17 protein-coding genes are annotated in these 11,451 nt (G+C 37.5%); 10 read left to right on the forward strand and 7 right to left on the reverse strand.

The window, feature by feature from the left end; all coding sequences use genetic code 11:
- Positions 1-353: 353 nt before the first annotated feature.
- Positions 354-518 (forward strand): sigma factor-like helix-turn-helix DNA-binding protein, encoded by a 165-nt coding sequence (locus IM797_RS28625; protein ID WP_370583066.1) that lies wholly within the window; start codon positions 354-356, stop codon positions 516-518.
- Here the strand turns inward: IM797_RS28625 and IM797_RS01715 are convergent.
- Both IM797_RS01715 and IM797_RS01720 read right to left on the reverse strand, forming a co-directional pair.
- Entirely contained in the window at positions 508-693 is a 186-nt protein-coding gene (locus tag IM797_RS01715) for a hypothetical protein (protein ID WP_194125360.1), read from the reverse strand. The two genes, IM797_RS28625 and IM797_RS01715, sit on opposite strands and share 11 nt — an antisense overlap.
- An 8-nt stretch (positions 694-701) precedes the next feature.
- On the reverse strand, positions 702-2,195 hold the full coding sequence (locus IM797_RS01720; RefSeq protein WP_194125361.1) for a papain-like cysteine protease family protein: 1,494 nt from the start codon (positions 2,193-2,195) through the stop codon (positions 702-704).
- Positions 2,196-2,397: 202 nt separating this feature from the next.
- Between IM797_RS01720 and IM797_RS01725 the strand changes: the two genes are divergently transcribed.
- Positions 2,398-2,607, forward strand: a complete 210-nt coding sequence (locus IM797_RS01725; protein ID WP_194125362.1) for a hypothetical protein — start codon at positions 2,398-2,400, stop codon at positions 2,605-2,607.
- A gap of 290 nt (positions 2,608-2,897) precedes the next feature.
- Here IM797_RS01725 and IM797_RS01730 read toward each other — a convergent pair whose 3' ends face one another.
- Together IM797_RS01730 and IM797_RS01735 are read right to left on the reverse strand one after the other, a co-directional pair.
- Positions 2,898-3,107, reverse strand: coding sequence for a hypothetical protein (locus IM797_RS01730; protein ID WP_194125363.1), 210 nt, complete (start codon positions 3,105-3,107; stop codon positions 2,898-2,900).
- Between the two features lie 3 nt (positions 3,108-3,110).
- Positions 3,111-3,284: a hypothetical protein gene (locus tag IM797_RS01735; protein WP_194125364.1), complete on the reverse strand. Its 174-nt coding sequence runs from the start codon at positions 3,282-3,284 to the stop codon at positions 3,111-3,113.
- A 106-nt stretch (positions 3,285-3,390) separates the two neighbouring features.
- Between IM797_RS01735 and IM797_RS01740 the strand changes: the two genes are divergently transcribed.
- Both IM797_RS01740 and IM797_RS01745 read left to right on the forward strand, forming a co-directional pair.
- Positions 3,391-4,398, forward strand: coding sequence for a YafY family protein (locus IM797_RS01740; RefSeq protein ID WP_194125365.1), 1,008 nt, complete (start codon positions 3,391-3,393; stop codon positions 4,396-4,398).
- Positions 4,399-4,580: 182 nt separating this feature from the next.
- A complete protein-coding gene (locus IM797_RS01745) occupies positions 4,581-4,775 on the forward strand; it encodes a hypothetical protein (protein WP_194125366.1) in 195 nt (64 codons plus the stop codon).
- Positions 4,776-5,039: 264 nt separating this feature from the next.
- Here the strand turns inward: IM797_RS01745 and IM797_RS01750 are convergent, their stop codons facing one another.
- Complete coding sequence (locus IM797_RS01750; RefSeq protein ID WP_194125367.1) at positions 5,040-5,318, reverse strand: DUF3892 domain-containing protein; 279 nt, start codon at positions 5,316-5,318, stop codon at positions 5,040-5,042.
- A gap of 323 nt (positions 5,319-5,641) precedes the next feature.
- Between IM797_RS01750 and IM797_RS01755 the strand changes: the two genes are divergently transcribed.
- From IM797_RS01755 to IM797_RS01775, 5 genes are all read left to right on the forward strand, one after another.
- Positions 5,642-6,142 carry a hypothetical protein gene (locus tag IM797_RS01755; RefSeq protein WP_194125368.1) on the forward strand — a complete coding sequence of 167 codons (501 nt, stop codon included), beginning with the start codon at positions 5,642-5,644 and terminating at the stop codon, positions 6,140-6,142.
- A 1-nt stretch (position 6,143) separates the two neighbouring features.
- Positions 6,144-6,662: a helix-turn-helix transcriptional regulator gene (locus tag IM797_RS01760; RefSeq protein WP_194125369.1), complete on the forward strand. Its 519-nt coding sequence runs from the start codon at positions 6,144-6,146 to the stop codon at positions 6,660-6,662.
- Positions 6,643-7,110, forward strand: a complete 468-nt coding sequence (locus tag IM797_RS01765; RefSeq protein WP_194125370.1) for a hypothetical protein — start codon at positions 6,643-6,645, stop codon at positions 7,108-7,110. Before IM797_RS01760 ends, IM797_RS01765 begins: the two co-directional genes overlap by 20 nt.
- Positions 7,111-7,526: 416 nt before the next feature.
- Positions 7,527-8,234, forward strand: coding sequence for a hypothetical protein (locus tag IM797_RS01770; RefSeq protein WP_194125371.1), 708 nt, complete (start codon positions 7,527-7,529; stop codon positions 8,232-8,234).
- Positions 8,235-8,316: 82 nt separating this feature from the next.
- Positions 8,317-8,742 carry a hypothetical protein gene (locus tag IM797_RS01775; protein WP_194125372.1) on the forward strand — a complete coding sequence of 142 codons (426 nt, stop codon included), beginning with the start codon at positions 8,317-8,319 and terminating at the stop codon, positions 8,740-8,742.
- A gap of 190 nt (positions 8,743-8,932) precedes the next feature.
- Here the strand turns inward: IM797_RS01775 and IM797_RS01780 are convergent, their stop codons facing one another.
- Positions 8,933-9,478, reverse strand: coding sequence for a hypothetical protein (locus IM797_RS01780; RefSeq protein ID WP_194125373.1), 546 nt, complete (start codon positions 9,476-9,478; stop codon positions 8,933-8,935).
- A 546-nt stretch (positions 9,479-10,024) separates the two neighbouring features.
- Here IM797_RS01780 and IM797_RS01785 point away from each other — a divergent pair.
- Positions 10,025-10,882, forward strand: coding sequence for a HEPN domain-containing protein (locus IM797_RS01785; protein ID WP_194125374.1), 858 nt, complete (start codon positions 10,025-10,027; stop codon positions 10,880-10,882).
- Positions 10,883-10,913: 31 nt separating this feature from the next.
- Here the strand turns inward: IM797_RS01785 and IM797_RS01790 are convergent, their stop codons facing one another.
- Positions 10,914-11,138 carry a helix-turn-helix domain-containing protein gene (locus IM797_RS01790; protein WP_194125375.1) on the reverse strand — a complete coding sequence of 75 codons (225 nt, stop codon included), beginning with the start codon at positions 11,136-11,138 and terminating at the stop codon, positions 10,914-10,916.
- Positions 11,139-11,451 lie beyond the last annotated feature (313 nt).

Raw genomic sequence — 11,451 nt, forward strand, 5'->3', positions numbered from 1 at the left:
TTTAAATGACAGAGGTGGGTATGACTTCTACCAATACAACTCAGAGCAAGCCAAAGAAAAATTTGGTGATTTTTGTATGACCAAAGACATGGGACTTTAATATCTTCCCTTCCATCGAAATGCTTGATTTGAAAAAATCAATAATCAACACACAGACCAAATCCAAGATCTTTTACCACACCGATGGAAAGAGCTGCAGGAAATCGAACCTGTGCTGAAATGTTAGCTTACCTATATCGAGCGTCGAAATTACAAGACAAGTACATTGCTTCACTGAGTACCTTCATCGAACAAGGCAATTTTACCGCAGACAAAAAGATACGTGAAAAAGAGTTACAAACTGCGACAAAGCAATCGCAAGTCTCCTAAAAAAGATGAAAAGAATATTTGAATTTAATAAACTTGAAAATCTCAGTAACAAAGAAATCGCAGCTTTAATGAAAGTGTTTGATAAAACAGTAAGGAATAAGTTGAGCAATGCACTAAAAACAATAAAACTTAAGATTACTACGCGTTGAGTACCAGCCTGCGGGCATCTTTAACAGAAGCAGTCTCGTTTCTCTTATATCTTCTCACTACTGGCTTCATCTCCTCCTTGATCCTTTGACTGGACGCAGCAATATCTTCTGCTTTAATAGCAGTCATCTTACCGCTATTAACGGAACTGAATGAAAACTTTATCCTTTTATTCATGATCTTTCTTATTGTAAGTTACTGTAATAATTATAGTTCTGCAACTTATGTTCCAAAGTTATGAATTTATTTTGATCTATTGCAATAGCTCTATCAGGATAAGCAGCAAGAATAAGTGTATCAATACTAGTTGAATTGGCTTCAGTAGCATCAAGAACAACAAGACCTTTAGCTTCTCCTGTGAAAGGAACATATGCATTTTTATCGTAAATCTCTGCTACCCATATAAATTTCGGCATCTTTGAGACCAGAATAGTCCCTTTAATATCTTCACCAATCGCCGTTGATTTGGCAATATGATTCTTAAAAGACCTGCTTGAAGCCAGGAAACACCTCAATACAAACCCATTATTAAATTGGAATCCAAGTACCGAATCTTTCAATATTTGCAGTATCAAATTTTTCGCGACATAAGCTTCTAAGTAGATTTTGGGATACAAGGGCACCACGATACTATCAATCTGATAAGCCTGAGATGCTGAATCGTCATAATGCGCGCCAGGCCGATCAAGTGTAATCACCTGATAAGGAGCGAGATTATCATCCTGAACAACATACTTACCAGGCAATTGCACGATATCATGGTATGAGACCGACATGCCTGATAATGTCAGCTTTCTCTGTTTAATTCTGGTAAATTTCTCGACTCCTTCCTCATATTGCTTTCCAATTAGTACCACGACATGACCCAAGCTACCTTCATCAGATTCCAGACCAGTCATTACCGGGATTCCAGATTCTATGTAGGTATCAATAATATCAAAAAGTTCTTGACCGTATTGCTCCTTTGAATAAATACGTGTTCCAAATCCGAACTGTTTTAGCGCGAAAGATATTTGTTCCATTGTCAGACCATTGCTAGGCAACTGGCGCTGAACCGCTATCCGCTCCATTGTTTTAATAATTGTAGAGGGCAGCACTGGTTTATAATCTGAATACCTAGTACCAAAATACTCCATTGCCGACCAAATGGTAGTTTCCGCGCAGGTTATGGTCTCACTGTCCTGTGAACTGTGCGGAAATCCCTGGGCGGTAAGCTTGATGCCTAACACTAGACACTCACTTTTCTGAAGGCAGATTTTTACATTTTTATCTTCAAATGCTGCAGGGTTGATCAAAGACCTGCCAATAATGGTCCTGAGAGGCCTAAGCACAAAATACCCTAAAAAATCATCCTGTAACTTTTTGATTTTTTTTGGATTAGAAAATTCGGCGATCTTTACTTCCTTTTCAAAGATCAGTACCCGGATACAATCGCGCTGGTAGGCAGAATGCTTAGAAGCGTAGTAATGATAGTAGCTGTCCCGATAAACCTTATCTACATACGGATATTCTACTACAAAATAAAGGTCATCTCTGAAACCATCCAAAAACTCCCCGATGATGTTCTCCATATCCAGATCTTCGGATACTTCACGATGAAAGTATTCCCTGACCGATTCAATTAATATTTCCTCAATATCTTCAGAGGAAGAGATCACGTATTCAATATTACTGAGCATTGATTCAATTTAGTGTGTTCATTCCATTTGGGCTAATCTACTTAATTTAGTTAAACAAAGCACCACAGAAGTTTTCCAGTTTGATCACGCAATGTATTTTCAAATAGTAATCAAAAATAAATCTGAAACAAATCGAGTTTCATCTTCTTATTATCTACCACATTAACAGCAAATTACGAATCGAGCGATATTATCAAGTCTTATGGCTGTTTTTATGCTGATCAATGAAGGGCCCTGGTGGACAGACATATTCGCGTTTTCATGGTTATGCGGTGGCAATTGGATTATCAACGTTATTCGACATGGGGCTCTAGCTGCCACGATCTCCACAGGGATTGATGAACTGATATGCGGTAAAATAGAATTACCTGAACAGGATAAAATGACGGGTAAACTTAAAAGCTGGTATTAAAAAGATAGAACAACAAATAATTCAATTATATTGAATAGTTTCATCAACTAAATTATCATAATTCTTACCCGTCCCATAAACAGCCTCTATCGATCCTATCTCAAAAAGTGCTGTACCCAATTCGTCTACTTCAATAATCTGAGTAATCGCAATAATTTCTGACTCAGGATTTTTTTATGCAGCTATTCTCCGATTAGTCTCCAGTTCAAAAATTAAAAAATAAAGCCCCTTTTCTTCAAAGGGGCAGTCAAATTCTTTCCATAATTTTTAGCAATAGGGATTTGCAGCTTTTACTTGGTGTGACATAACGGGCAGCAGGTTGCACATCCGTCAGAATTACTATAATGATATATTTTAGCTCTTGCAACGGCTGGTCCGCAAGATGCATAGGATCCCAGGTATGATTTGCTACTCACCTGACTTAACCAATAACATCCATCTTTGTGTACTTCATGCTCACCCGTCGACTGCGCATTGTCGTTTACATAATAATTGTCCATTACCTACTTCTCCTTTGTAACTCCCTTGAATGGAGTCCCATCTTTTTTAACATCCATAAATCTACCTGTATCGGTATCCCTTTTTACCCATTGATCTGTTTTGGGGTTGTGTGTTTGAGAACGATCCCTGACCGCTCCGTTTCTGTGACCATCGCCTTTAGGCGGATTTGTTGCCATATTTTAAATATTTAAATGATTAATTATTACAAATCTAGAGTGGCAGAGCGCAACCTATTTGCGGAGTAATTTTTTTTCGTTAACTTTCTTCGAAAACATAAATTAAATGCCTCAAAACAGACAACAAACCGCTAGGTTTAAAGTGATCAACGAATGCCTATCTAGACCAGGTAGCTATTGGACAAAACAGCAGCTTCTCAACAAAATCTCTGAAATAGATATAGATATTAAGGATAGGTCAATAGAGGGTGATTTACATCTAATGCGCCATTGTCAGCAACTTAAATACTATGCACCGATTGAATATTGCAAAAGGAATAAAGGCTACCACTATACAGACTCTGACTATTCAATTGACAAATTGCCTCTCAATCAGGCTGACATTGTAGCTTTAGAGTTAGCAGCTACCACACTCAAACAATATCAGTACATTCCCATCATGAAGGAATTTACAGCCATAATAGATAAAATTATACGCGTTGTAAATCGTGCCAAGCAATCGGATCATGAAAGCATTTTAGACTTCATAGAATTTGAAAAAACACCAGTCGCTCTCGGACTTGAGCATATGGATATCATTATAGATGCCATTCAAAAAAAGAAACCACTGAATTTGTCATATCAAAGCTTTAGTTCAGACATTCCCACGTTACAGATCGTACATCCTTATTTTTTAAAAGAATATAGAAACCGGTGGTACGTAATAGGTCTTAATGAATCAAAAAAGGCCATCCGTACCTACGGATTTGATAGGATCAAATCGGTGACATTTTCCACCAACTCCCGCTACATTCCCAATACCTTGATTAATACAAAAGAATATTTAGGAAATTGTGTTGGCGTTGATTTAAAAGATGGTAATGTCGAAATTGTCAGATTATTGTTCACTCCTAATCAAGGTCATTATCTTAAGACACAAGCACTGCACAAATCTCAAATGATTATTGAAGATTGCCCTAAAAATGGGCTACTATTAGAATACCGCTTGGTGGTAAACTATGAGTTGACCGGCATCATTTTAAGCTATGGTGCAGACGTCAAGGTATTGGCTCCAAAATCACTTAAAGATAAAATCCTCGAAATCTCAGACCGCATCAAAGTTCGAAACCGCTAGATTAACGATCCATCCTTTCACTATTGACATCATATGTGAAGAGTCACTTTCTAATTCTTTTGATACCATTGATCGAAACCTCTTACATATTTTAGAGAATCTATATGATTGTGAAGATATATACGGGAGGACTTTGTATTTTGCATTAACAGGCGAGGAATTAACGGCAAAATAATTAAGACATGGCTAAACTTATTCAACTCAGTGATCAAACAGGAAATAAATTTCTATTAAATGCGGATAACATTGTCGCAGTCTATCAATTCAATCAAAATAGCTCCGGAGGCGCTAGGTCTAGAATTGTATTATTAAATGGAGAGACAATTTATAGTCTTGAAGATAATGACCAGATACAAGAAGCAGTGTCAGGGATTTAGCAATTAAATATTTAGCTCTGGCCAAAAGCCAGGGTTTTTTATCTGTAAATTTAACTCAAAAAGTTCAGTAAAGAATAATGTTGAATAAGGTTGTTTTTGACTTTTACAACAATCAAAAACAACCTTCTAATGATATGGCAAGATGAATTTATCTCCTGTTGTACGATGATAAGACGAACATAACCACTAAATATATCTAAATATTCTATAAAAGTATTTCTATATTTTTAGGACTTACCAATTTAACTTGTAAAATGATGTTCGTTAAGGTGTATGCTCTGGTAATGCTAATAAATTGTCATTCCAAACATTATCAGCATAGGTTCTTAAAAAAGGTGAGCGCCCATCTGTTGGATTAACAACACCTACATCTGAACGATTACCATTTTCCAAAACATAAAATGTATTTGTTTTATTGTTGATGCTCGCAATAATATCTTCCCTTTTCCAATACCATGTGGGTGGGTTTCCGGCATGCGTAATATGATCATGTGTACTTTGACGGTTTTTTTTAGTGATGCGAGTAATTCTACAATCTGCCATAATATTCCAGTTTAATGAATTTCAAAAATATTGTTTACTAATGATAAAATTTTACGGGAATCCGTAAATGTGATTTTCTATTTCGAACTTTGTGGCATAATGTAAAATGCCATATAAGAATTCGTCCTTGCCAAAAACAGATGATAGACCTACAAAAGCTCCATGACAAGTTTGACCAGCAAAAAGTGGTTTTTGTAGGCATAAACACATTGGATGACCAAAGACCTCGAGATAACCGAGCCGTGGGTATATTTTTATTTAAATTTGACAAGCGAAACATAGATAATTAGAATAATTGTATTTAATTTGTACTTAACTTAAAAGTGAAGACCTTTGTAATTGAAGAATTTTACGTAGATGAACAGAACCGGTGTAATTTTTACACAGTAAAGTTCGACGATGAAGATGTTTCAGAAACTGTAAAATTCTTTGAAAGCTACGATGTAGAGGGTCATGAATTTAGAGATGATGTGTTATATATAACTGTTTTGATTGAAGAAATAGCAGCGAAGGGTTCTCAAATCATTTATCGTCCTAGGGATGAGGCCAGGGCACTTGCATTGCCACCGGAAAAGATGATTAGAGAAATTAACCTGGAATATACCGGAAACAATCTAAGGCTATATTATGTTGAATTACGAACGAATATATGGTTGCTTCTAGGAGGAGGTATTGCACACAATCTGCCTAAGGGAAATCCTCCAATTGCTTTCCACGAGGCTCAATATTTTGTCAAGAAAGCAGTAGAGGCATATAACATTGAATACAAAATTCATGATGGCCGGGTCATTCCGGCAAATGGTACTGAAATAATAATTTATTAAAATGATTAACGAAAGATTTCTTAAAGCACGTGAAAATGTGCAGCCTGAACACCGAATTTTCGTAAGGAAAAATCTAGCTCTTATCGAGCAGATCTTTCATATCCTGAATGAGAAAGGCTGGACACAAAAAAGACTGGCAACGGAACTAGGCAAATCTGAATCTGAGATTAGCAAATGGCTATCAGGGATGCATAACTTTACTTTCCAAACGATTAGTAAAATCGAAGCCGTATTGGGCCAGGAAATTTTAGTAACGCCTAGACAACTTACTCAAAAAATCAGCGCATCGGTTGACATAACGGCCAAGAAGATCGTTGGAGAAGTTTTGAACCGAGTTCATAATGAGCCTTCCATAATTCGCTATGACGCCTCATTAGACCTGAAATCAGATGGCAAAACCATCATTATAGAACGTGAAAAGAAAATGATCTTAAACAAACACTTGCCAGCAATCGAGGTTACAGCGGCAAAAGTGAAATATGTTGACAACACATCTAATCATGACACAAGTGCAGCCTAAACCAGTTATTCCAGAAAAGATCTTTATCCAAAGCATTAACATAACCAATGCACAGGTCAATGCTGTAGCCGGACAAACTCCAGAAAGCTGGGATAAAATAGAATATAGGGTAGCTACAAAAACACAATTTGCAAAAGACTCAAACGATTGCAAAATTATCATTAGTACAGAATTCAGGAAGAAAGGTGAAGCTGAAGAATCTGTTATTTCTGCTAATTTCACCATAGAATTTGATTTCATAGTCACCAATCTCGATGACTTCCGTACCGTTCAAAATCCAGATCAAAGCGAAGAAAATCCAATTATTATCATACAAAAAGATCTGGGACTTGCTTTGATGAGCATTGTTTATTCTACTGCAAGAGGAATAATTATGACCCGTACAGCCGGGACTGTACTTGATGGAATTATTTTACCTGTAATCGATCCAGAATCAATTCTGGAATAACCACAAACCGATACCACCATTAAAATATTTTAGAAAACCGCAGCATATGCGGATTTTTTATGCTAAAAATCAAGCAACTCCCTGGCCGGGATATCCTAATAGAACCTGGCGATCATATCGTAATAGACAATACTAAAGGTGATCAGTTTAACCGGGCCAATGTGGTCTATGGAAAAGGATCAGAAAAATTACAGTGTCTTCGAAAACGTAGATGCTCAAAAAGAATCCATATTATATTCATTTCAATATATGGAATTCCTAAAATGTAAAGCACTTTTCAGCTTCAAAAAAGAAAATAATCTATATAGAAAAGACCACCTCAGCGCTCAACAAATATATGAATTGATCAAAGTATATCCATCTCCGCTCAGTATTTCTATCTTTTTACTAGCTTTGCCTGCATCGATTCACACCACATGCTTGACCACCTGCCGCTATACCTGAACATCAGCTTTATATTCACAACCTTTTTGTCAGCAGGTATGATCGCCCTTTTACTTCGTACCGCTTCCAAACCCATAACCAGAAGCACAGCACGCGGGATATTGGCGACCGTTGTAATTTGGCTAATCATCCAGGCCTCGCTCAGTTATACCGGCGTCTACACAGATTACCCACAAGCCCTTCCGCCAAACATCATTCTCTTTGGCGTAATCCCAGCTCTAATTACCATCATCATCCTATTTAACACAAGAAAAGGCAAGCAGTTCATAGACCGATTGTCCATGCAAATGCTCAGCTATGTTCATATTGTCCGCATCCCGGTAGAACTTGTGCTCTACGGATTATTCCTAAATGGTGCAGTTCCCGAACTGATGACCTTTGAAGGACGTAACTTTGATATATTGGCCGGTATCACCGCCCCTTTTGTTGGATTTTTTGGTATAGGGCAAAGTAAGATGAGAAAAGGCTCCCTGCTGGTTTGGAACTTCATCTGCCTGGCTCTGCTACTCAACATCGTGATCAACGCCGTACTCTCCACGCCATCCCCATTCCAGCAATTCGCATTTGACAACCCCAACATCGCCATCCTGAATTTCCCCTACAGCTGGCTGCCAGCATTTATCGTTCCGCTGGTCCTCTTTGCCCATCTTGCCGCGATCAGAAAATTAATCATCCACTAAAACTTCGCTGTTCACCAATTATCCCGATTTCAGAACGTTATCGCCTGCTTCGCATTTATCCTCAAATCCTGTATTTTTGTTTTTGGCTAATAGTAATGATACGCTAGAAAAAAGGATTAATGACACCCGGAATGTTGCGGTTTTTCTGCAGATGATATCCTCATTTTCCGTAAACGTGGACTGGCGTTTTGTTAAGGGGCTCACAACCAGAATTTTTGACTTTTTTGAAAAAGCTCCTGGTGAGGATATAGAAGCTGAACTTTCAGAAATACGACGCACACTGGATAAATATGCCAATCCATTGATCCAACAATTTCCCTTAAAAACAGATATGAATACCGTCGCCAAAAATTGGAACGACTTATCCATCGGAGAACAGGATATCTATTCCTACGGTTTGGAATATGGCTGGCTAGAGGAGCATCTTGATCTAAAAAACTTACCCTTGTATAACTATATGCCTTATCATTTCCGGTTAGGACTATTGGCCGATAAAGGCCATTGTTAGATCGAGCAAGATAACCTAATGAAAGATGCATTTAACATGTTGTTGAAGGCAGAACATTACCACGTAGTACTCACCAACTATGGAAAACTCGAAATGGAACTTTCCCAAGCTAAGGAAAACCTAGAATTTGAAAAGAAAATATACACTAAAATCACCATAAAAAATGACTTTTTGCGCCCTTAATCCCTAGTTAAACCTGCGTTTTCAATGTATCTTTCAGACCACTTGTAGCCTTTACCACCTTCGGAGTAACCTTAAACGTGTAAGTTCCGGGTGTTAAGTCAGGTAATTCCAGCATCCCCTTTTCGTCAGTATGTAAAGTAATGAAACTACCGCCCGGATTCTTCCCTCCCTTTACTATAATTCCACCTATGGGAGTTCCAGGAGTTGCTCTCAATGCGGAACTTTGTATTGGATTCGCTCCAGCCTGACCAGTATTATCAAACAGCGGATTCTCTCCAGTCTGGAAATTCAGGATATAATTTCCACCCTCGTTAACGGTAAAACTAAATTGACCAGCGGCATTTGTAACTACTGAAATGGTATTCGCAGTAGCATACTTACCTCCCTTAATCACTATTCCACATAAGGGTTGACCCGGGGCTGCAACAGCCAGTCCGGCATTTACTTTTTCACCGAAAGTAGCACCCTGAGTCTGCCGACTTAAAGATACGGACTGGGCCATTGTACCTGAACTTAAAAACAGTATTGCGAGTATTGTGAAGAAATTTTTCATGATCTGTAATATTAAATTGTCTTTGTTTACACATACATCATTCAACACTGGATTTTGTTACCCCTAAGAAGGCAAGAAAATAAAAACCTTAAAAAAGAAACGGGAATGATCCTACCGACCATTCCCGTTCATCTAAATTAACGCTCTCGTATATAAATACGCCTGAGCGGGACCTTTATTGTCTAGACACAAAAATTATTTTGCGTTTTTCTTCTCAGACACTTCCATACGGATATCCCTCAACAGGAGTCGAACCTCATATTTGAAATTGGATATAATGATTGACGATAATCCTTGAGAAATGGCATATCCAGTTTGTAAGCAACGGCGAAGACAAGGACTACATTCGATATACCTTCCTCTGACCTCATTCGTACTTTCTTCGGGGATTCTTCGTTAAAAGGGGCTTTAGCCGAAGAATGTCCGAAGAAGCACCGAAGAAAGTGCGAATTAGTTGAGGCTTACATGAATATTAGTAGAAGTCATTACAAGACATACTCTCCTCCATTTGGTTTGCTTCCCCACTATTCCTTATCTTTACATTACATGAAAACATCACTCGCTCATTTACCGGAATCAAAGCAAAAGGAGATCGCGCATATCCTTGAGATTATCAAGGAAGAAGCAAATCCTGAAAAGGTGATTTTATTTGGCAGTCATGCCAGAGGCAATTGGGTTGAGGATGAACATGTGGAAGACGATATTCGTTTTAGTTATATCAGCGACTATGATTTTCTGGTGGTCATTAAAAAAGGCGAATTAAAAGAACAAGCAATTATTAGTCACATTGAAAATCGATGTAACAATTTTAAAAATGTGGTTAGCCCGATTGTTCACGATATTGAATATATTAATGAAGGCTTGCGTATTGGTCAGTATTTCTTTACTGATATCATTACCGAGGGCGTACTCTTGCATGATACCGACAATTTCCAGTTTTTAGAAGCAGCTCAATTAACCATTAAGGAAGAAAAGGAAAAAGCACAGAATTACTTCGATACTTGGTATCCATATGGTGGCGAATTTTTAATCGACGCAAAGAATGGGTTTGACAGAGGGAGCTATAAAAAAGGTGTTTTTGAACTACACCAGGCAACAGAATGTTTCTACAGTGCCGCCTTATTGGTTCATACCGGTTATAAACCCAAGACCCATAATCTTGCAAAGCTAAGGAACTACGCAAAGCATGTTTCTTTAGATCTATATACTATATTCCGTATTCCAATCATAAACGAACACGAATTTCACCTTTTCGATCTGCTTAAGCGCGGTTACGTTGATGCCCGTTACAAACTGGATTATTTAATTACAAAAGAAGAGCTACAAGAACTGATAGACAAGGTGACTAAAATGCAGGAAATTGTTAAAACAATCTGCGAAGAGAAGATAAATTCCTTAGATTAATAATTTCTTATTTCTTCTCATTAAAATATATTTACAAAGGTTTTTTTGGTAAAAAATCTTGTGGCGATAAGCCAAAATGATCAGCTAATTTATTAATGTGCTTTAAATTGTACTTAGCGATATTTGAGGTACTTTCTACATTTCCAATAAATGATGGCTTCACATCTAAAATATAGGCAATATCTTCCTGACGCAAATTGCGTTCAGTTCTCAGCTCCCTCACAAAGTCAATCACATACTGTTCTATTGCTTCCAACGCTTATCTAATTTATACAAAGGCTAAGAAATTCATTATCTCATTAAATAATTACATATATATGTGTGAATATTATATGCTTTTGGTATATTTGCTATACACATCCTCGTTACTGGCCTGAGAAACCTAAAAACAACTGGATGTCAACCAAATCAAAAATATTGTATGGCAACGGGCCGGGCTTCTTCTATAAAAGATCGGGTAGTTTCTCACGCCTCAGTAATGAGCTGAAGAAGTCCGCGTCTGCTGCTTTACCAATTCTTTTTCCATCTAATTTTATTTTATTCATTATTCTGATGAGCCAGATTTTGTG

Source organism: Pedobacter sp. MC2016-24, assembly GCF_015223055.1.
GTDB lineage: Bacteria > Bacteroidota > Bacteroidia > Sphingobacteriales > Sphingobacteriaceae > Pedobacter.